This is a genomic window from Colwellia sp. Arc7-D, assembly GCF_003061515.1.
GTDB lineage: Bacteria > Pseudomonadota > Gammaproteobacteria > Enterobacterales > Alteromonadaceae > Cognaticolwellia.
Genome location: NZ_CP028924.1, coordinates 3,727,069 through 3,748,497, shown reverse-complemented (window position 1 = coordinate 3,748,497; position 21,429 = coordinate 3,727,069). Strand labels below are relative to the sequence as shown.

Annotated in this window: 17 protein-coding genes and 1 pseudogene; 8 read left to right on the top strand and 10 right to left on the bottom strand. The window is 38.1% G+C overall.

Annotated elements, in window-relative coordinates; genetic code table 11:
• Window positions 1-27: 27 nt before the first annotated feature.
• Complete coding sequence (locus tag DBO93_RS16130; protein WP_108457257.1) at window positions 28-489, bottom strand: DciA family protein; 462 nt, start codon at window positions 487-489, stop codon at window positions 28-30.
• 32 nt (window positions 490-521) lie between these two features.
• Here DBO93_RS16130 and DBO93_RS16125 point away from each other — a divergent pair, with 32 nt between their 5' ends.
• The 3 genes from DBO93_RS16125 (at window position 522) to mutT (ending at window position 4,806) form a co-directional block, all read left to right on the top strand.
• Window positions 522-1,418 carry a M23 family metallopeptidase gene (locus tag DBO93_RS16125; RefSeq protein WP_108457256.1) on the top strand — a complete coding sequence of 299 codons (897 nt, stop codon included), beginning with the start codon at window positions 522-524 and terminating at the stop codon, window positions 1,416-1,418.
• 126 nt (window positions 1,419-1,544) lie between these two features.
• Window positions 1,545-4,223: a preprotein translocase subunit SecA gene (gene secA, locus DBO93_RS16120; protein ID WP_108457255.1), complete on the top strand. Its 2,679-nt coding sequence runs from the start codon at window positions 1,545-1,547 to the stop codon at window positions 4,221-4,223.
• Window positions 4,224-4,407: 184 nt separating this feature from the next.
• The gene (mutT, locus tag DBO93_RS16115) at window positions 4,408-4,806 is read left to right on the top strand and encodes an 8-oxo-dGTP diphosphatase MutT (RefSeq protein ID WP_204100692.1); all 399 of its coding nucleotides are present in this window, start codon (window positions 4,408-4,410) and stop codon (window positions 4,804-4,806) included.
• A 76-nt stretch (window positions 4,807-4,882) separates the two neighbouring features.
• On the opposite strand, the gene yacG is transcribed toward mutT, so the two are convergent.
• The 9 genes and pseudogenes from yacG to DBO93_RS16070 form a co-directional block, all read right to left on the bottom strand.
• Window positions 4,883-5,119: a DNA gyrase inhibitor YacG gene (yacG, locus tag DBO93_RS16110; protein ID WP_108457253.1), complete on the bottom strand. Its 237-nt coding sequence runs from the start codon at window positions 5,117-5,119 to the stop codon at window positions 4,883-4,885.
• A 155-nt stretch (window positions 5,120-5,274) separates the two neighbouring features.
• Window positions 5,275-6,021: a cell division protein ZapD gene (gene zapD, locus DBO93_RS16105; protein WP_108457252.1), complete on the bottom strand. Its 747-nt coding sequence runs from the start codon at window positions 6,019-6,021 to the stop codon at window positions 5,275-5,277.
• A 118-nt stretch (window positions 6,022-6,139) separates the two neighbouring features.
• Window positions 6,140-6,754, bottom strand: coding sequence for a dephospho-CoA kinase (coaE, locus tag DBO93_RS16100; protein ID WP_108457251.1), 615 nt, complete (start codon window positions 6,752-6,754; stop codon window positions 6,140-6,142).
• 106 nt (window positions 6,755-6,860) lie between these two features.
• Window positions 6,861-7,733 (bottom strand): A24 family peptidase, encoded by an 873-nt coding sequence (locus DBO93_RS16095; RefSeq protein ID WP_108457893.1) that lies wholly within the window; start codon window positions 7,731-7,733, stop codon window positions 6,861-6,863.
• 132 nt (window positions 7,734-7,865) lie between these two features.
• The gene (locus DBO93_RS16090; RefSeq protein WP_108457250.1) at window positions 7,866-9,119 is read right to left on the bottom strand and encodes a type II secretion system F family protein; all 1,254 of its coding nucleotides are present in this window, start codon (window positions 9,117-9,119) and stop codon (window positions 7,866-7,868) included.
• Window positions 9,120-9,341: 222 nt separating this feature from the next.
• Window positions 9,342-11,047: pseudogene (pilB, locus tag DBO93_RS16085) on the bottom strand (type IV-A pilus assembly ATPase PilB).
• Between the two features lie 132 nt (window positions 11,048-11,179).
• The gene (locus DBO93_RS16080; RefSeq protein WP_108457249.1) at window positions 11,180-11,626 is read right to left on the bottom strand and encodes a prepilin-type N-terminal cleavage/methylation domain-containing protein; all 447 of its coding nucleotides are present in this window, start codon (window positions 11,624-11,626) and stop codon (window positions 11,180-11,182) included.
• A gap of 362 nt (window positions 11,627-11,988) precedes the next feature.
• Window positions 11,989-12,876, bottom strand: coding sequence for a carboxylating nicotinate-nucleotide diphosphorylase (gene nadC / locus DBO93_RS16075; RefSeq protein WP_108457248.1), 888 nt, complete (start codon window positions 12,874-12,876; stop codon window positions 11,989-11,991).
• The gene (locus DBO93_RS16070; RefSeq protein WP_108457247.1) at window positions 12,877-13,398 is read right to left on the bottom strand and encodes a TIGR02281 family clan AA aspartic protease; all 522 of its coding nucleotides are present in this window, start codon (window positions 13,396-13,398) and stop codon (window positions 12,877-12,879) included.
• A gap of 105 nt (window positions 13,399-13,503) precedes the next feature.
• Here DBO93_RS16070 and ampD point away from each other — a divergent pair, with 105 nt between their 5' ends.
• The 5 genes from ampD to aceF all read left to right on the top strand — a co-directional run bounded on the left by ampD (window position 13,504) and on the right by aceF (window position 21,217).
• Window positions 13,504-14,097, top strand: a complete 594-nt coding sequence (gene ampD / locus DBO93_RS16065; protein ID WP_108457246.1) for a 1,6-anhydro-N-acetylmuramyl-L-alanine amidase AmpD — start codon at window positions 13,504-13,506, stop codon at window positions 14,095-14,097.
• Window positions 14,098-14,239: 142 nt separating this feature from the next.
• The gene (gene ampE, locus DBO93_RS16060; RefSeq protein ID WP_108457245.1) at window positions 14,240-15,148 is read left to right on the top strand and encodes a beta-lactamase regulator AmpE; all 909 of its coding nucleotides are present in this window, start codon (window positions 14,240-14,242) and stop codon (window positions 15,146-15,148) included.
• Between the two features lie 467 nt (window positions 15,149-15,615).
• Complete coding sequence (pdhR, locus tag DBO93_RS16055) at window positions 15,616-16,383, top strand: pyruvate dehydrogenase complex transcriptional repressor PdhR (protein ID WP_108457892.1); 768 nt, start codon at window positions 15,616-15,618, stop codon at window positions 16,381-16,383.
• Window positions 16,384-16,536: 153 nt separating this feature from the next.
• Window positions 16,537-19,212 (top strand): pyruvate dehydrogenase (acetyl-transferring), homodimeric type, encoded by a 2,676-nt coding sequence (aceE, locus tag DBO93_RS16050; RefSeq protein ID WP_108457244.1) that lies wholly within the window; start codon window positions 16,537-16,539, stop codon window positions 19,210-19,212.
• A gap of 25 nt (window positions 19,213-19,237) precedes the next feature.
• Complete coding sequence (gene aceF / locus DBO93_RS16045) at window positions 19,238-21,217, top strand: pyruvate dehydrogenase complex dihydrolipoyllysine-residue acetyltransferase (protein ID WP_108457243.1); 1,980 nt, start codon at window positions 19,238-19,240, stop codon at window positions 21,215-21,217.
• Window positions 21,218-21,429 lie beyond the last annotated feature (212 nt).

The following is a 21,429-nucleotide window of genomic DNA, read 5'->3' as shown; positions in this document are numbered from 1 at the left end:
CTTTGTTAGTTACAATAGATAGTCCTATTATTTCTTTGCATGTGCTGCTAGTTTTTCAAGTTTCTTGCGCAAACTATCGGGTGCAGTTTCAGCAATTTTTAATAAATGAGCTGCAGTTGCTGCCGAAATAGTCGAATTAATCGCATTAGGTATTATCGTTTTTTCAGGAATTTTGGGTCGAAATGGTGTGATTTTAATCTCGACTTGATTATAAGTATTGTCGGTCACTTTAATTAACTCACGACAAATATTTACTTTTTCAAATTGTAATCGTTGGCTCCAAACCGCTGAATTAACCTCAATAACGATGGCATTTGCCCTGAAATTGGCTATTTTCCACACATCTGCTGGCAGGTCGGGGCAGATTTGTCGTACAATGTCTGACAATACTGTTAAAGAGTTGGTTTTTGCGGCTATTTGTGCCAAAGTGCCTGACGTTGAATTAAACAGCGCTGACATGTCTGTAGGGATTCTAGATTTTCTTGCCATGAGTCAGCTCTGAACTATACGATGAATGAATTATGAGTTTAACATTACTATACCGTGGAAAGAACGTTAGATTTTCAATGAAGCTAAATAAGCTACATTGGTTTTCTGCTTTGACAGCCTTTGCGCTCGTATCTGGCTTTATTGTTCATTTAGTTATTTCTGCTGATGACATACCACAAAACCCAATATATGGTATGTCTAGTCTACCGAGTACCCAAGCGCCTAAGGTAAATAGCCAAGTAACCGCTGTCACCATGAAATTAGCTGAGTTACAAAGCCAGGTATTAAGATTAAATGCCCTTGGAGATCGTTTAGCTGAAGAAGCTAATATTCCTGATAACGAATTTAACTTTCAGCAATCACCACCAAGTGGTGGGCCTATGATCCAGAGCAATGAAGATAAGCAACAGAGCTTAACGGAGTTACTGCTGAGCATAACATCATTAGAAAAAACCTTAGAACATGAAGAAAAACAATTAAAAATGCTTGAATCTGTCAGTTTTGGCCACCATATAGAAAATACAAGGTATTTATCTGGTCGACCTATTGTTAAAGGTTGGTTGTCTTCATATTATGGTATTCGTAAAGACCCTTTTAATGGCAAAGCTGCCATGCATAAAGGTGTAGATTTTGCCGGAAAAGAAGATGCCGACATTATTGCGACTGCATCAGGTGTTGTAAGTTGGGCAAGTGACCGTTACGGGTATGGGCAATTAATTGAAATTAACCATGGTGACAGTTTAAAAACTCGCTATGGGCACAATAAAGAAATACTCGTTGCAGTAGGTGATGTGGTTAATAAAGGCCAGGTTATTGCTAAGATGGGTAGTACAGGGCGCTCTACAGGTCCACACGTACATTATGAAATTTTACACAATAATAAACAAATAGATCCAAAAAAATACGTTTATCGAAAAGCAAAAGAATAGCTTAAGCACTAATTTCAGTTGTGTAAAATACTCCTGCGATTACAATACTAAGCAAGTTTATGTGATCGGTTATACCGATCATTTTATTTTCAGCGGAAGATTTTCTTCTCAATATGGTTTAACACGATGTTTGTAAGTTTAATGACAAAATTGTTCGGTAGTCGTAATGATCGATTACTTAAGCAAATGCAAAAAGAAGTAAGTAAAATAAATGCACTAGAACCGGTTTTTGAAGCACTCAGTGATGAAGAACTAAAAGCAAAAACAACTGAATTTAAAGAACGTGTTGAGCAAGGTGAAGAACTAGATGTTATTCTGCCTGAAGCTTTTGCTGTAGTTCGTGAAGCAAGTAAACGCGTATTTGGTATGCGTCATTTCGACGTGCAAATGATCGGCGGCATGGTACTTAATTCAGGTAAGATTGCAGAAATGCGTACGGGTGAGGGTAAAACACTTACCGCCACATTACCGTCGTATTTGAACGCTCTAACGGGTAAAGGTGTGCATGTTATTACTGTTAACGACTACCTTGCTACACGTGATGGTGATTGGTGTCGTCCTTTATTTGAATTTTTAGGCATGACAGTGGGTTGTAACATCGCTGGTATGGCACCACAAGATAAACAAGCAGCTTACAATTCAGATATTACTTATGGTACCAACAATGAATTCGGTTTTGATTATCTTCGCGATAACATGGCCTTTTCACCAGAAGAGCGCGCTCAAAAACCATTAAACTTTGCCGTGATTGATGAAGTTGACTCTATCTTAATTGATGAAGCAAGAACGCCACTTATTATTTCAGGTCAAGCTGAAGATAGCTCAGAGCTATATCGTAATATTAATCTTGTCGTACCAACACTTGTACAGCAAGAAGAAGAAGATAAAGAAGGTGAAGAAAGTACCGGTGACTTTACTATTGATGAAAAAGCGAAACAAATTTATTTGACTGAGTTAGGTCAAGTTCACATTGAAGAAATCATGATCGAAAAAGGTTTAATGGAGCAAGGAGATTCACTTTTCTCTGCAGCAAACATTACCTTGCTTCATCATGTTATGGCCGCCTTACGTGCGCATAAGTTATTTCAAAAAGACGTTGATTACATCGTAAAAGATGACGAGATTGTTATTGTTGATGAGCACACAGGCCGTACAATGGAAGGTCGACGTTGGTCAGAAGGTTTGCATCAGGCTGTAGAAGCCAAAGAAGGTGTGAACATTCAAAATGAAAACCAAACATTGGCTTCTATCACTTTCCAAAATTTCTTCCGTATTTACAATAAATTATCGGGTATGACAGGTACAGCTGATACTGAAGCATTTGAGTTTAACCATATTTATGGTCTAGAGACTGTGGTTATTCCAACTAACCAGCCTATGGTACGTAAAGACTTACCTGACCTAATATATTTAACTGCTGAAGAGAAATTTGAAGCTATTTTAGAAGATATAAAAGATTGTGTTGAACGTGGGCAACCAGTATTGGTTGGTACTATCAGCATAGAAACATCAGAATTCTTATCTTCATTTTTAAAGAAAGCAAAAATTAAGCATAAAGTACTTAATGCTAAGTTTCACCAACAAGAAGCTGAAATTGTTGCCGATGCAGGTAAAATTGCAGCCGTAACAATAGCTACAAATATGGCTGGTCGTGGTACTGATATTGTCTTAGGTGGTAATTTAAGTACTATGTTGGCTAAGCTTGAAAACCCAAGCGAAGATAAAATTGCGCAAGTTAAAGCAGATTGGCAAGAAGAGCACGATAAGGTATTAGCGGTTGGTGGTTTACATATTGTTGCCACTGAACGTCATGAGTCTCGCCGAATAGATAATCAATTACGCGGTCGTTCAGGTCGTCAAGGTGATGCTGGTTCAACACGTTTTTATCTGTCTATGGAAGATGGTTTAATGCGTATTTTTGCCTCAGAACGTATTACTAACATGATGCGTAAATTAGGCATGGAACGTGGCGAAGCTATTGAACATCCTTGGGTGACCAAAAGTATTGAAAACGCACAACGTAAAGTTGAAGGTCGTAACTTTGATATTCGTAAGCAATTACTAGAATTTGATGATGTATCAAATGATCAACGTAAAGTTATTTACGAGCAACGCAACGAGTTAATGGACGAAGCTGATATCGCTGATGTTATCAAAGCGATACGAGCAGATGTTGTAAACGGCTTAATTGCTCAACATATTCCACCACAATCGATGGAAGAAATGTGGGATGTTGAAGGCTTAGAAGAACGCTTTAAAGGTGAACTTACGCTTGAACTACCGATTGCAAAATGGCTAGAAGAAGATAAGAAGTTACATGAAGAAACCTTGCGTGAGAAAATTTTAGCAGAAGTTGAAGCCAGTTATATCGCGAAAGAAGAAATGGTTGGTGCTGAAGTTTTACGTCAATTTGAAAAAGCAGTTATGCTACAAAGCTTAGACTCGCACTGGAAAGAACATTTAGCGGCGATGGATCATTTACGTCAAGGTATTCACTTACGTGGCTATGCGCAAAAAAATCCTAAGCAAGAATTTAAACGCGAGTCGTTTGAGTTATTTGCTGAGTTGCTTGATAACTTGAAATATGATGTTATTGGTATTTTAAGTAAAGTGCAAATTAGAGCTGAGTCTGATGTTGAAGCCGTTGAGGAGCAACACAGAAAAGCAGATGAAGCGCCAAAAGAATTTAAACATGAATCAGCTTCTGAGCCAGAACAGGCAGCTATGCCGCGTGTGGGTCGCAATGAAGCTTGTCCTTGTGGTTCAGGTAAAAAATATAAGCAGTGTCACGGTAAATTAACCTAAACACTTAGCGAATTAATCGTAACCAAATGCCAGTCAATTGACTGGCATTTTTATATTCAGCCGTTCACTATTTCAACATAAGAACTTTTTTGTAGGCCGGGTTTTAGCGTATCACCTTTCAAACAAGCATAAATGAGATATCATCTGTACTGGATAAAAGCTTTTGAACTGGAATTTAGGATAAATTATGACAAAAATTGTGCATGTAGCTGTTGGTGTGATCAAGCTTGAGAATAAGTTTTTTCTTACTAAGCGCTTAATGGATAGCCATCAGGGCGGTTTGTGGGAGTTCCCAGGTGGTAAAGTAGAAAAAAATGAAACGGTACATCAAGCGCTTCATAGAGAGCTAAAAGAAGAAGTTTCGATAGATACTTTGTCATGCACATCACTAATGCAAATTAGCCATGATTACGGAGACAAAAAGGTGTTGTTAGATGTATTTGTAGTGGATAACTTTACTGGCGAGCCATTGCCGTTAGAAGGGCAAGAATCAGGTTGGTTTACTTTAGCTGAATTTGACGCTTTAAACTTTCCTGCAGCTAATCAGGAAATTATTGAAAAGCTGCAAAAAACTTACCAATAATAACTGCATGTTTTAGTTATTATTTACTGTCAGCTTATTTTTAATTGTTTTATAAAAATAAGCGTGTTGAGGTTTGTTATTCTGGTTCAACGAAAAACTTATTATGCTGGAGAAATTCGGCTTCTAGTGCATCGAGCATTTCTTCATTCAAATCAACAGCACCTTGAACAGGTTGACTAATTTTATGATTTTCATCAGCCCAATCGCCTATATCAATTAATTGGCAGCGTTTACTACAAAACGGTCGATATTTACTATCTTCTTGCCAAATAACTTCTTTTTTACACGTGGGACAAGCAACTTTTAGTGCCATATTAATTTGAATCCGTCGGTATGAGTAACGATTAGAAAGATAGATATTATAAGAGAAAATTAACTATGCGGCTATAAAAAGCAGTCGGCTTTAAATTTTATAGCTTACGACAATTATAATTAGGCTGCTGATTGGACAAAATAGCTTATTAACTATTAACAGCGAGCTAAATGAAATGTAGTCGCTTGTTTTGAATACTTACGTCCTGTTTCATTGCAAGGCATCATAAAGCGAATAGAGTATCGAAATCGATTACCACTGATCGTAGGATAAACAGGGTAATTATCTGGTACTTTGATACGTATAAGGATTAAACCCTCGCCATTGTCTTGGTAAAAACCACTGTCTGTCGTTATTTCTTCAAATGCCGAACGTTGGCGGATAAACATCAGGTTAAGTGATAAAGCCGCTTTAATTTGTTCAAGCAGAGATAGCCAATAACGGCATTCCTCTTCTACTTTAGCGCTAGGTTGGTTTAACCAAAACTGCAACTGAGGTAAGTCAAAAAGAGAGCTTCCACCTTGAATAGCAAACCGTTGCTTTAAACTTGTTAAGAACTTATCCGCTTTTAATTGTAGCCATAATGCCGAATGCACTTTTAGTTTACTGGAAAGTTGCACCGTTTTTTGTAAGTTATCTTCAAGCGCTGCGCTATCAATATCTGGGTTCTGTGACCAAATGACTAAACTTTGCTCTAATTTTTCTAGATCTTTAATTAAATCGCCACGTATATCATTACGTTCAAGCGTGTCTAAAATTGCAAACAAAGCATTAAAAAACACACTGTGGCTACTGACAATATTATATTGTAAACAATCTGAAGCTTGAGCAAACAATTGCTCTAGTTTTAGGTAGTTACGTATACGCTCATTGAGCGGATGCTCATACAATATTGAAGTCATTTATTTGAAACTTTGTTTGAAGGTTAAGTCGGTTATTAGCTTATAGTAACCATAGCGAAGATAAATGGCGAATTTTTTGTAAAAAAACACCTGTCTACACACGTTTATTTATAATGGATTATCTCTCATTATTGAGTAACAAAGTACGATATTTTTGATCTAACTTTGTAACCTGCTGCCGAATATTATCTAAGCTAAGGTCTTGGTTGTTGATAATATCATCTGCAAAACTTAAGCGTTGCTCACTCGACATTTGACTCGCAATAATACGTTTTATTTCAGCCACAGAGCTTGGATCGCGCGCAGCAGTTCGAGCAACTTGATGCGCTTCATCAATATTAATCACTAAAACTCGGTTTACTAATTTTTGTAAGCCATTTTCAATTAACAAAGGCGCAACGAGTACACAATAACTGCTGGTTGATTTTGAAATTTGAGTTAATATTTCCTCACGAATAAGCGGGTGTAATAGGTTATTGAGCCAAGCTTTATCGTCAAGATTACTAAAAATTTGGCTGCGAAGTTTTGTTCTATTCAGCTCGCCCATTTCTGTTATAAAATCAGAACCAAAATAAGCTTCAATTGCAATAAGGGCTTTACTACCGGGCATTACAACAATACGGGCGGCAATATCAGCATCAATAATATCGATATCTAAATTGGCAAACATATCACTAACCGTGGTTTTTCCGCTACCAATGCCACCGGTTAAACCTATAATGAATTTAGACATATTTGAGCCTTTGTTTGTTTAAGCTATTAGTTTGGTTTAGCTTAATGAGTGCGATTATTTACTGAAAGCTTCTGTTACAGACAACTTAAAGATTTTATAGCTTTCTTTAAGTTAATGTACTTAAGTACCAAGTCCAAATACCATTACCCCAAAGCAGCGTAATCCAACCCGCTACTGCTAAATATGGACCAAAAGGAATGGCTTGCTCTCTTTGATGATTTTTAAATACCATTAAACTAATGCCGATAACCGCACCAACGGCCGATGCCATTAGAATGAGTAATGGTAATAACTGCCAGCCTATCCATGCCCCAAACAGTGCAACTAACTTGAAATCACCATGGCCCATACCGTCTTTGCCGGTAATTAGCTTAAATAACCAGAATATGCTGAATAAACTCATGTAACCGGCAACAGCACCGACAACGGCGTCATGCAAAGGAACAATTGCTCCATTTATATTAACCAATAAACCTAACCATAATAGCGGAAGCGTAATTTGATCAGGCAATAACATATGATCAACATCAATCAAGGTTAAACAAATTAGCCCCCAAGTTAATACGAGAAGCATGAATGTAGTGAAAGTAACACCATAATTAGCTGCAATAACAACACTCAGCATTGCCGTGGCAAGCTCAACCATAGGATAGCGAAGCGAAATCTTAACCTTACACTGGCTGCACTTACCCTTTAAAAACACCCAGCTTATAACGGGAATATTTTCATAAAAACGAATTTTATGTTGGCATTTAGGGCAGCTAGAACTTGGTGTCGAAAGCGTGATTGGGCTTTCATCAACTTGTATGGGTTTAGCTAATTCATCAGCAAGAAACTCGCGGCACTCACTTTTCCAGCCTTGCTCAAGCATTTTAGGTAAGCGATATATAACAACATTCAAAAAGCTCCCAATCAATAAAGAAAAAACTACCACTATAGTGTAGAAATAAGCTGGAGAATTTGTCATCAGGGTAATCATATCGGTCAAAATTGTTGCCTCGAATTTATGTAAATCTATTAACGTGCACTAAAGCTAGGTTTGCTATGGTAATAAAAAAACGATGACAAGCATCGTTTTATTTTTCTGTAAAGTAGCCTTTCAAATTGGCCTTTATACCACCATACCAATTTGAAAAATCGGTAAATACATGGCAATAATCAAACCACCGATAACCACACCTAAAACAGCCATTATCATAGGCTCTAATAAAGTGGTTAAGTTATCAACCGCATTATCGACTTCTTGCTCATAAACTGTCGCGACTTTAGCTAACATATCATCAACGGCGCCAGACTCTTCACCAATAGCAACCATTTGAATAACCATATCGGGGAATATGGCACAATTTCGCATGGCTAAATTCATTTGCATACCAGAAGTAACTTCAGCGCGTATTTCTAGTATAGCATCACGAAAAACTGCATTACCTGAAGCGCCAGCAGCAGATTCTAGTGCATCGGGCAAAGGCACACCGGCGGCAAAGGTTGTTGAAAGTGTTCGAGCATAACGAGCAACTGCAGCTTTTTTAAGTACATCACCAATGATTGGAAGCTTTAATATTTTCTTATCTACGCTATCACGAAAACTAAGGCTGTTTAAATGTGCTTTTTTAAAGAAATATCCTGCAGCAAAAATAGCCGCAAGACCAAAGTACCAATAAGCCTGCATAAATTCAGATATTGCTATAACTAATAAAGTGAACGCAGGTAACTCAGCCCCAAAGTTTGCAAATATTTCTTGGAATACAGGGACAACAAATATTAATAAAATAGCGGTTACAACAAAAGCGATGACTAATACAGAAATGGGATAAGTCATCGCTTTTTTAATTTTGGCTTTTAACGCTTCTGCCTTTTCTTTATATGTGGCAACCCGGTCATATATAGTTTCAAGCGCACCTGATTGCTCACCAGAGTTGACCAAATCACAATATAAGTCATCAAAGTATTGTGGATGTTCGCGCAAGCACTCAGAAAGCGGGATACCAGATTGTAATTTATTACCTATAGTACTCAGTAACTTCTGCATATTGCCATTGCTGTGGCCTGAGCTAATCATTTCAATGGTTTGTACTAAAGGTACGCCTGCGCCTAGCATAGTGGCAATTTGACGAGTGACTACGGCGATGTCTGCCGGGAGGATTTTTTTATCGCCTCCTAAGCCAAATAATGGTTTAGCCTTTTTACTGATTTTACCAGGCGTTATACCTTGCTTACGTAACTGGGCTTTAAGCTCTAAAATACTGGTGGCATTTAGCTCACCACTTATTTTTTTACCTTTACGATTGAGACCTTGCCATTTATAAACATCTACTGATTTGACTTTGCTTTTTTTATCTTTTGTTTTTGTCGAAGTAACAGCCATTCGCTTAACCTAATTTTTAGTTTCTAGAAAGTGTCTAGAAAGTGCTTCGTAAATGCTTAGTTAATACCCAGCTTTACCTTGTGGATTTAAGCTGGGAAGAGTCTGTAATTAATGCAGTTAGCTTATATCTATTGTTCTTAGATGGCAATTATTAGCTATTTAACTCAAATTATTACTATAAAAATAAATATATCAAATCGTTAGGTTATTTAGTTAAAATAACTAAGCGTTGGTTACCCTGTTAACTTCTTCTAAGCTGGTTACGCCCAGCGCTGCTTTTTCTAAGCCTGATTGGCGTAAGTTATTATAACCTTCACGTTGACATTGTGCGGCAATGTCTAATGAGTTAGAGCCTGTCATAATTAAATTTGCTGTAATTTCACTAATTTTTATTACTTCGTAAATACCGACTCGGCCTTTATATCCACCAGTGCACAGATCACAACCAACAGGTTTAAATAATTTAACCTCAGAAAGTTGCTCAGGTAAAAAACCTTGAGCGAGCAATTCGTTTTCTGGAATATGTTCTTCTTCTTTACATTGAATACATAAGCGTCGGGCGAGTCGTTGGGCAATAATAATAGAAACTGAACTGGCTACGTTATATGACGGCACCCCATGTTTAATAAGCGGGTTAATGTTTCTGCTGCGGAATTAGTATGTAATGTAGATAATACCAAATGACCTGTTTGTGCCGCTTTAATCGCTATTTCAGCGGTTTCTAAGTCGCGAATCTCACCAACCATAACAATATCGGGATCTTGACGTAAAAATGAGCGTAATGCACTAGGGAAGGTTAAGCCAGAGCGAGTGTTAATTTGTACTTGGTTAATACCATCGAGGTTAATTTCAACGGGGTCTTCTGCGGTTGAAATATTGCGCTCTTCAGTATTTAAAATATTTAAGCCAGTATAAAGAGATACGGTTTTTCCTGAACCTGTTGGCCCAGTAACGAGTATCATACCTTGTGGCTGTGCTAGGGCATCCATGTAAATTTTCTTTTGTGCTGGTGCATAACCGAGCATATCGATACCTAGCATGGCACTTGACGAGTCAAGAATACGCATTACTATTTTTTCACCCCACATGGTGGGCAAGGTACTGACACGAAAATCAATCGATTTCTTTTTTGATAAGGCGAGTTTTATACGGCCATCTTGAGGGACACGACGTTCAGCAATATCTAATTTCGACATCACCTTTAATCGGGCAGCCATACGAGAAGCTAGTGAAATTGGCGGTTTAGCAACTTCGTTTAGAATACCGTCAATACGAAAACGAATACGATAAGACTTTTCATAAGGTTCGAAATGTAAATCTGACGCACCTTTGCGAATGGCGTCGAGTAATATTTTATTTATATAGACAACAATCGGCGCATCTTCTTTGTCACCGCCGCCAATATTATCTTCTTCTTGACGTTCTTCTTGAACGTCTATACCGGCTAACTCTTCCGCGTCCATGTCGGAAATATCAAGGGCGTCGCTATCTTCTTCTAATATTTTCTCAATGCAGGCAGTTAGTGCTGTATCGTTGGCAAGAACTAATTCTGTAGAAAAACCCGTATTGAACTGAATTTCTTCTAGAGCATCAAGATTTGTTGGGTCAGACATAGCGACGAATAGCACTTTACCACGAAGATATAACGGCAGGGCATGGTGTTTACGAATTAATTTTTCATTACGTACACCCTCCGGTACCAAGCTGGTATCGAAATTTGCTAGGTCAATTAACGGACAGCCAAAGCTGCGGCACAAGGTGCTCGCAATATCTTCTGCATTAATGCTTTTATCTTCAACTAAATAACGAATAAAAGGTTTTTTTTGTTGGATAAAATCGGCACTAATTGTTTCTGCTTTATCGCTAGGCACAATATTATGCTTAGTTAAGGCAGATAGCAGGCTTGATTGTTGATGAAGTCCTTTCATAGATCTCTTAATAAAACTATTAATAACTGCAAGTTACAGTGTAACTATATTAGTCAGGAAAAACAAAAAACAATTTCTGTTAATTCAAAGCAAAAAAAAAGCTCCAAAAGGAGCTTTTTATTTAAGCAAAAATTAACATAAGCTTTTAGCTACACAACCGCCAGATTTAGCCCAAGTAACAGCTCCGTTAGCGACAGTACCAGTCAATACATACGTATCAGCGGCTAAAATACTTCCAGCTTCTACAGGAACTACTGAAATAGTATAACCAGCAGCGGCAGAACCACCAAGAGTAACGCTAGTCACTGCAGTACCAGCAGACCAACCTGCTTTATTTGGAATGGTTGAGCAGTCTGCCGGTGTAGCAGCAGCACCACCTGTTCCTGTTTGTACACAAACTTCAATATCTGTTTGTGCTGAACCAGCAGCTAATACTACTTCCGAGTATTTAGCACGATCAGAGTAACTTTGATAAGCCGGTAATGCTACCGCGGCTAAAATACCGATAATCGCTACTACGATCATTAATTCAATTAGAGTAAAACCTTGAGCTTTTTTCATTGTATTTAGTTTTTTCATTGTTTTAAATTCCATACATAATTACGGGGGCTGAATTGATACTGCGACAAAATTTGCTAAATGTAAAACATTGTGACGATATTTTTTAATTTTTTTACAATTTAAGCCATTTTTAACGCTCTATTTCTAAATTTTATGGCATTTAACAAAATCTTAGCTAAATCTAAAGTTGATTTTTAGCTAATACAAAATTAGTTTGTTGTTGATTTAAGCATGTTAAATTTAGTAGCTTGGAATCATTTGAGGTAAACTTTAATAGTATCAGCAGGCGTTTTTTAAATAGTGCCTGCTAAAGGTTTAGATGTTTAATACTTAACTGTTATAGCGAAGTTGAATAAATACTTATTATACGCAGCTATCCATTATACAAAGCGCATCGAAAGGTCTACTGCTTGTACGTGTTTTGTTAGTGCGCCTACCGAGATAAAATCTACGCCTGATTTCGCATAGTCTTTTAGTGTAGCTAAGGTCATGTTGCCTGAAACTTCTAACTTCGTGTTACCTGCCGATATATCAGTGGTTAACTTAACGGCTTGCTCGATCATTTCAGTACTAAAGTTATCTAGCATAATGATGTCGGCACCTGCGTTTAGTGCTTGAGTTAACTCTGCTATGCTTTCAACTTCAACTTCAACGGTTTTATCAGCATGATTAATGCGTGCTGTACTAATGGCTTTTTCTATCGAACCACAAGCGGCTATATGATTCTCTTTAATTAAGAAAGCATCAAACAAGCCAATTCTATGATTAACACCGCCGCCACAAGTTACGGCGTATTTTTGCGCGCTACGAAGGCCTGGCAAGGTTTTACGTGTATCGAGTAATTTGGTTGTTGTACCTGTAAGGTGTTTAACGTATGAACTTGTTATGGTTGCCGTACCTGAGAGGCTTTGTAAAAAATTTAATGCGGTACGCTCACCGGTTAATAAAATACGGGCATTGCCGGCTAATTCAAATAACGTGGTATTCGCTGTTACATGTTGTCCGTCGTTAACAAACCAAGTGATCTTAGTAGTTGTATTATAAATACTATCAAGCTGCTTAAATACTTCATTTACCCAAGCTACACCACAAATTACGCATTCGTCACGGCTTATAATATTGGCTACCGCTTGGTTTTGTGCAGGAATTAATTCAGCGGTAATATCACTACTGGTAGCAAGTTCGCTATAGCTATTTACGCCTAAGTCTTCACATAATGCCCAAGTAACGGTTTTGGTGATGTCGTGTAATAATGATGCTGGTAACATTTAATACTGCTCTCGTAAAATTAGTTGTTTTCCGGTTTGGCTAAATTCTACTCTTTTTAGGGCGCTCATGCCCAACAGAATTTCATCAGCAGCCATACTCGGGTTGATATTCGCAGCAACATTATACAGATAGATATTGCCAATGCGTAATTCATTTATTTGTGTTTGATAAACCGTAATAGTGCCATTAGCTGTTTGTACTCGCATTTGACCTTGAGCTTCTAACGATAAGTTTTTTGCTATGTGCCCTGGAATAGAAACGTGCGTGGCACCAGTATCAAGTAAAAAAGTAACTTGTGTGCCATTTATATCGCCATTGGTTACATAATGTCCTTGGCGGTTTTGTTGCAAGGTAACTGCTGCTTTACCGTTGGGTTGTAAAGACAATTGTGGTGTTTCGTTCGGGTTATATTGGGCGTCTAACAAATCTTGAAACACAAACACTAATAATGCAATGCCGATCAACCAGGCTATCCAGACAAAACTTTTGCCAAAATTTGTTGAAGTGTCATTTTTAGTCATATTTGCCCATCATTTAGATTAATTTATTACCTTGTTCTGGTGCTAACTTTACTATGTAATAGTGCTTTGATAAACAAGGTGTGAATTTAAGGTGTGAATTATTGTATGTCATTTTTGACAAATGGCGGGGAAAATAGCCCTGAACTCATCATTGAGGCAGGTTGGTTAAACCATGCTGAAATACAACGTTCTAGTCATTTTGAGCCCCGAACGGCAGGTGAAGCAATCAACTTATTGGTTGTGCATAATATTTCTTTACCTCCAGGGCAGTTTGGTGGTGATCACATAACCAATTTTTTTCTCGGTAATTTAGACCCCAATATTCATCCCTATTTTGAAAACATATATAACATTCGTGTTTCTGCGCATTGTTTAATTCAACGCAATGGTCATATTATTCAGTATGTTTCATTCAACGATAAAGCATGGCACGCTGGTGTTTCGGCTTATAAAAGCCGAGAAAAATGTAATGATTTTTCAATCGGAATTGAACTAGAAGGCACTGATGATATTCCTTATACTGAAGCGCAATACCAACAACTGACTCTTTTGAGCCGATGTTTGATTGATACTTATCCTGCGATGAAAAATAATATTGTTGGACATTGTGATATTGCCCCGGGGCGAAAAACAGACCCCGGAGAAGCTTTTGATTGGCAACACTTTCAAGCTTTAATGGTCAGCAAAGTTAATAAATAAACAAGATTACGAACAAGTTATCAACTACAAGCTGTCATTTAAATTAAATGTTAGCTTTGGATGATACAATCGACTTTAGTGAGTTGACTATAACTGTTAGCTAAATACTAAAACTAAAAACTTTTTTAATGGGTAAACCACAATGAGCTTAATTAGTTTATTAATTGCATTAGCCGCGGAGCGTTATTTGTCATCAAGCGCTTGGCAATTTTCTACATTATACCAACGATATATGACAGTAATTAAGCGGACGAAGTTACTGGCAGATTTTAAAAACTCTATCGTGCTAAGTTATGCGGTTATTTTTATTCCAGTGATAGGTTGTTACTTTTTACTAGCGCAAATTGATAACGCCTTACTTTACTTAATTGCTTCTACATTAATACTGATTGTTTGTTTTGGTTGTATGAAAACACGCGACGCCTATAAAAGTTATTTAGTGTCGGCTTTTAAAGGAGAGTTAACCAGTTGTGAATTTCAGCAATTGCAACTGCAACAAGATAAAAACATTGGCAATATGGGCTTTGGTCAAACGATGGTTTGGCTAAACTATCGCTACTTTATTGCTGTTATGTTGTTTTTCGTACTGTTTGGCCCAGCCGGCGCTTTATTTTATCGCTTACTGACTACGGTGAATGAATGCTCAAATGAACTGGATATTTGCGAAGCTAAATCGGGTGATAATACAGCAGAGCATAATATTGAAATAGACAATACTGAAGTTGATAAAAAAAGCAGACAAGAAGTTAACCAAAGCAATCAAAGACTATTATTTTGGGTAGATTGGTTGCCTGTGAGGTTAGTCGCTTTTGGTTATATGTTTGTTGGCCACTTTTCGAAAGCTATGCCGGTTTGGTTGGAAAACTTATTTGAGTTTGAAAAGCCACCTAGTAAGGTATTAATTGCCGTTGCACAAATGTCTGAAGATTTCATGGTCGATGCTGACGACTGTACTGCAGAGCCTTGTTTGTTAGTAAAATTAGCCAAGCGAACTTTATTATTGTTTTTAGCGGTAATTGCGGCGCTTATATTAACTGGCGTATTATCTTAACAGCGACATAATAATTTTGGCTGATAACTTGATCTATCAGCCAAATTCGCCTGATTTATATTCGCTTTTTATTACAAAATTCAAGTTGATCCTTACCCACGGTTATTACTGAAATGTAATGTTGATTTCTATTCAATACTTACTTACCCATTTCTCTCTCACAATGTGAAATCAATAATGGTATATTCTAAAATATATCATTATTGATTTAGAACGACTTTTCTTATTTTTACTTGTTGATATTGCTACCTTTATCTCTTTGATGCTGCCCTTTACCTACTAACATTATGCTTTATTGTATTGTCGATAAATTATGCACTGTGTTTACAACAGCGTATTCATTTGCTACATTATATCTCAAAATATCAAATGGTAAGACCAATTTACCACGTGATTTGCGATTTGAGTTAATGAATTTAGATACGTTTTATCTGAATAATTAAGGGTTTTAAATGTCGATTCCGAATATTGAAAAGCCGGTAAAGCAAGCTAAGTTGTCAGATATAATTTTGGCTCAGCTTGAGACAATGATCCTAGAAGGTAGCTTAAAGCCAGGGCAAAAATTACCAGCCGAGCGAGAGTTAGCGAAACAGTTTGATGTTTCTCGACCTTCATTACGCGAAGCCATTCAAAAGTTAGAAGCAAAAAATTTGGTTACCCGTCGTCAAGGCGGCGGTACATTTGTAAGTGATAAAGTCTTAAGTGGGCTGTCTGACCCTCTATTCGATTTAATGGCTAACAGTAAAGAATCGCAATTTGATTTATTAGAGTTTCGCCATGGTATTGAAGGTATGTCAGCTTATTACGCTGCTATGCGAGGCACCCAAGCAGATTTTGATGAAATTCAGCGTAAGCATGACAATATTGGCACAGCACAGTTAGAAGATAGTTATCGTCTTGAAGCTGAGGCTGTTTTTGAGTTTTACATTGCTATATGTGGTGCAAGTCATAATGCCGTTATTTTACATTTAGCCACAAGTATGGCGCCATTGCTGATTGATAATATTGAGAAAAATTTAACAACCTTGGCTAAGCGACCAGACGTGTTTAGCCGAATATCTGATTATCGTACGCGCTTAATGAGTGCGATTGTCAGTGGTAAACCCCAAGCTGCTTGGGGAGCCAGCCATCGACATTTAGCTTTTATTGAAGAAGTGCTATTAAAAATGTCGCAGGAAAATAGTCGTATGGAACGTTCAATACGAAGAATGAAACGAGCAAGAATAGATACTTAATTAATGATAAAGGTGGCTCAATGTGCCGATTCATCATTTATAAACAGTATTTAACTGATACAAAACAATACGAATTAAGGTTATCTGCTCAAAAGCAGCTATCTTTAAACAACTAAATTTACTTAACAAATAACTAATGGAGACTAAGTAATTATGTCTGAGCTCCCAAATCAAGATATTGATTCAATGGAAACCCAAGAATGGTTGGAATCAATGGAGTCTGTGTTAGAAAATGAAGGCCCTGAACGTGCTCATTTTCTACTTGAAAAGTTAATAGATAGAGCCCGTCGCAGCGGTACACATTTACCGTTTGATGCCAAAACTGCTTATGTAAATACTATTCCACCAGGGTTAGAGCCGCATATGCCGGCTGACCAAACGATTGAAGCTCGTATTCGTGCTGCTATTCGTTGGAATGCTTTAGTATTGGTTTTACGTGCATCTAAAAAAGATTTAGAGCTTGGTGGACACATTGGCAGCTTCGCTTCTTCTGCCATGTTATACGATGTAGGTTTTAACCACTTCTTTAGAGCCGCGTCTGATAAAGACGGTGGTGACTTTATTTTTGCTCAAGGTCATATTTCTCCAGGTATTTATTCACGTGCTTTCTTAGAAGGGCGTTTAACTGAAGATCAAATGAATAACTTCCGCCAAGAGTGTGATGGTAAAGGTTTGTCTTCATACCCTCATCCGCATTTAATGCCCGACTTTTGGCAGTTCCCTACTGTTTCAATGGGCTTAGGTCCATTACAAGCTATATATACTGCGCGTTTCCTTAAGTATTTAACTGACCGTGGTATTAAAGATTGTTCTGGTCAACGCGTTTATTGTTTCTTGGGTGACGGCGAAACTGATGAGCCAGAATCATTAGGTGCTATTGGTTTAGCAACTCGTGAAGGCCTTGATAACTTAACTTTTGTTATTAACTGTAATTTACAACGTTTAGATGGTCCTGTTCGTGGTAACGGTAAAATTATTCAAGAACTTGAAGGTACATTCCGTGGCGCAGGCTGGGAAGTAGTAAAAGTTATTTGGGGTTCTTACTGGGATGCACTAATTGCACGTGATACCTCAGGTAAATTATTGCAACTGATGAGTGAAACTGTTGATGGTGAATACCAGAACTGTAAAGCTAAAGGTGGCAAGTACACACGCGAAAACTTCTTCAATAAGTATCCTGAAACTGCGGCACTAGTGGCTAATATGTCAGATGAAGATATTTACCGCTTAAATCGTGGTGGTCATGACCCAGTTAAAGTTTACGCAGCATACAAGCGTGCAATGGAAACTAAAGGTCGCCCAACAGTTATCTTAGCGAAAACAGTTAAAGGTTTTGGTTTAGGTGCATCAGGTGAAGCATTAAACATCGCTCATAACGTGAAGAAAATGGACGTTGATTCACTTAAGCATTACCGTGACCGTTTTAATATTCCGGTAAGTGATAATGATATTGCTGACCTACCTTTCTTCAAATTCCCTGAAGACAGTGAAGAATTTAAATATATGAAAGCACGTCGTGAAGCATTAGGTGGTTCATTACCTGCGCGCCGTGTACAAGCGGAAGAATCGCTTGATATTCCAGCATTAAAAATATTTGAGCCTATTTTGAAAGGTTCAGGTGAGCGTGAAGTTTCATCAACAATGACTTTTGTTCGTGTGCTTAACAGCTTATTAAAAGACAAGAAAATCGGTAAGCGTATTGTGCCTATTATTCCTGACGAAGCACGTACTTTTGGTATGGAAGGTTTATTCCGCCAAGTCGGTATTTATGCTAGCGAAGGTCAAAAATATATTCCACAAGATGCTGATCAAGTTGCTTATTACCGTGAAGACAAAAAAGGCCAAGTGTTACAAGAAGGTATTAACGAGCTAGGCGCTATGGCGTCTTGGGTTGCTTCTGGTACGTCTTACTCAACCTGTAATGCAACAACAATTCCTTTCTATATTTACTATTCAATGTTTGGTTTTCAACGTGTTGGTGACTTAGCATGGGCAGCTGGCGATAGCCAAGCGCGTGGTTTCTTATTAGGTGCAACAGCCGGTAGAACAACGCTTAATGGTGAAGGTTTACAACATCAAGATGGTCATTCACATGTGCAAGCTGGTTTAATCCCTAACTGTGTTACTTATGATCCAACTTACGGTTATGAAATTGCCGTTATTGTGCGTGAAGGTTTACGTCGCATGTACGAAGAAAATGAAAATGTTTTCTTCTACTTAACGCTAATGAATGAAAACTATCAACATCCGGCTATGCCAGAAAACAAAACGGTTGAAGACGAAATCATTAAAGGTATTTACCAACTTGAACGCGTTGAAGCTAAAAAGGCAAAAGCGAATGTTCAACTAATGGGCTCAGGCACAATTTTACAAAAAGTGCGTGAAGCAGCACAAATTTTGTCAGCTGATTACGGTATATCAAGTGATGTATATTCTGTTACTTCATTCAATGAATTAGCACGTGAAGGCCAAGAAGTAACGCGTTGGAACATGCTACACCCTGAAAGCAAGCAAAAAACAGCTTATCTTTCAAAGATCATTACCGCAGATAGTGGTCCAGCGATTGCTGCAACAGATTATGTTAAAAACTATTCTGACCAAGTACGCGCATACATCAACACTGAATACCGCGTTTTAGGTACAGACGGTTTCGGTCGCAGTGATAGTCGCGATAATTTACGTCAACATTTTGAAGTGGATCAAAACTACATTGTTGTAGCTGCTCTTTTTGAATTGGCAAATCGTGGTGATATTAAACGCACTGTAGTAAGTGAAGCGATTAAACGCTTTAACATTAATGCTGACAAACTTAATCCGCTTTACGCGTAATTAAGACTAGATAAGGAATTAAGAAATGTCTGATATTGAAAAAATTCTAGTCCCAGATGTCGGTGGCGATGAAGTAGAAGTTATCGAAATATGCTTTGCGGTTGGCGATAGTTTAGAAGCCGACGAAGGTATTATTACTGTTGAAACAGATAAAGCATCAATGGATATCCCAGCACCGTTTGCGGGTGAACTTGTTGCGCTTTCTGTTAAAGTTGGCGACAAAATTAAAGAAGGCGATGTTATCGCTGAAATGAAAGGTGCTGCTTCAGGCAGTGCCGATGAAGCACCAACACCTGATGAAGCTGAAACAAAAGCTGAGCCAGAAGTAGAAGCTGAAGCGCCTGCTGAAGAAAAAGCACCTGCAGCTGCAACAAGTAGTGAAGTTATCGAGATTGCCGTACCTGATATTGGTGAAGATGGCGAAGTTGACGTAATTGAAGTGCTAGTTGCTGTTGGTGATGTAATCGAAGCTGAAGATGGCTTGATTACACTAGAAACTGATAAAGCCACCATGGACGTGCCTTCTCCGCACGCTGGCAAAGTAAAAGAAGTTTTCATTAATACTGGTGATAAAGTTAAGCAAGGTTCAATTGTTATTAAGCTTGAAACTTCATCAAGTGCTCCGGCTGAAGCTGATTCAACGTCAGAAGCTCCGGCAGAAACGCAAGCACCTGCTGCTGAAAAATCAGCACCTGCAACAAGCAGTGAAGTTATTGATATTGCCGTGCCAGATATTGGTGAAGACGGTGAAGTTGATGTTATTGACGTACTCGTTGCTGTTGGTGATGTTATTGAAGCTGAAGACGGTTTAATTACTTTAGAAACTGATAAAGCTACAATGGATGTACCGTCATCACATGCCGGCACAGTAAAAGAAGTGTTGATCAGCACGGGTGATAAAGTTAAACAAGGCTCTATTGTTATCAAGCTTGAAACTTCATCGGATGCACCTGCTGAAGAAGCGCCTGCAGCACCTGCTCCTGCGGCTAAAACAGCAACGGTTGCAACTCCAGCACCTTCAGCTAAAAAAGCCGCGCCTGTACCGCATCACCCGCAAATGGGATTAACGAATGCGAGTGCTATCTACACTTCACCTTCAATTCGCCGTATAGCGCGTGAATTTGGTGTCGATTTAACTTTAGTAAAAGGTTCTGGACGTAAAGGCCGTATATTAAAAGAAGATGTTCAGTCATATGTTAAATATGAATTGTCTCGTCCGAAAGCTAATGCGGGTAGTTCAGTAGCGTCTGGTGAAGGTGGTTTACAAGTTGTTAGTGCTAAGCAAATCGATTTTTCTAAGTTTGGTGAAATTGAAACGAAAGCGTTAACGCGTATTCAGAAAATATCTGGACCATTCTTACATCGTAATTGGGTAACTATTCCGCATGTTACACAATTTGATGAAGCTGATATTACTAATGTTGAAGCGTTCCGCAAAGAGCAAAATGTTATTTGTGAAAAGCAAAAGCTTGGCTTTAAAATCACCCCATTGGTGTTTATTTTAAAAGCAGCTGCTGATGCACTTCGAGCTTTCCCAGTGTTTAATTCAAGCTTAAGTGAAGATGGCGAAAGCTTAATCCTTAAAAAGTATATTCACATTGGTGTTGCGGTTGATACGCCTAACGGTTTAGTTGTACCTGTAGTGCGTGATGTAGATCAAAAGGGCATTCATCAGTTATCGCGTGAATTACTTGAAATCAGCATGAAAGCACGTGATGGCAAGTTAAAAGCGACAGATATGCAAGGTGGTTGTTTTACTATTTCTAGCCTAGGTGGTATTGGCGGTACGGCATTTACGCCGATTGTTAATGCTCCAGAAGTGGCCATTTTAGGCGTTTCTAAATCAGAAATGAAACCTAAATGGAATGGTAAAGACTTTGAGCCTAAGTTAATGTTGCCATTATCGATGTCTTACGACCATCGTGTAATTGACGGCGCGTTAGCGGCACGCTTTACTGTACATCTGGCAAGTGTGATGAGTGACATTAGGAAACTCATTTTATAATTTGCCTAATGTCGTTTGAAGCTAATCAGTAAGATGACATAAAGTTGGTAAAGTGAAAGATATTGATTAATTTCACTTATACCAACTTTATGCTGATAATTACTGATTTAAAGATGGCGATCCTAGTGCGGTTTAAGTAAAATCGCCGACAAGTAAGAAATAATGAAAATGCTGATAAATTAATTGTTCACGCTCTTAATTAGGTTCGGCAA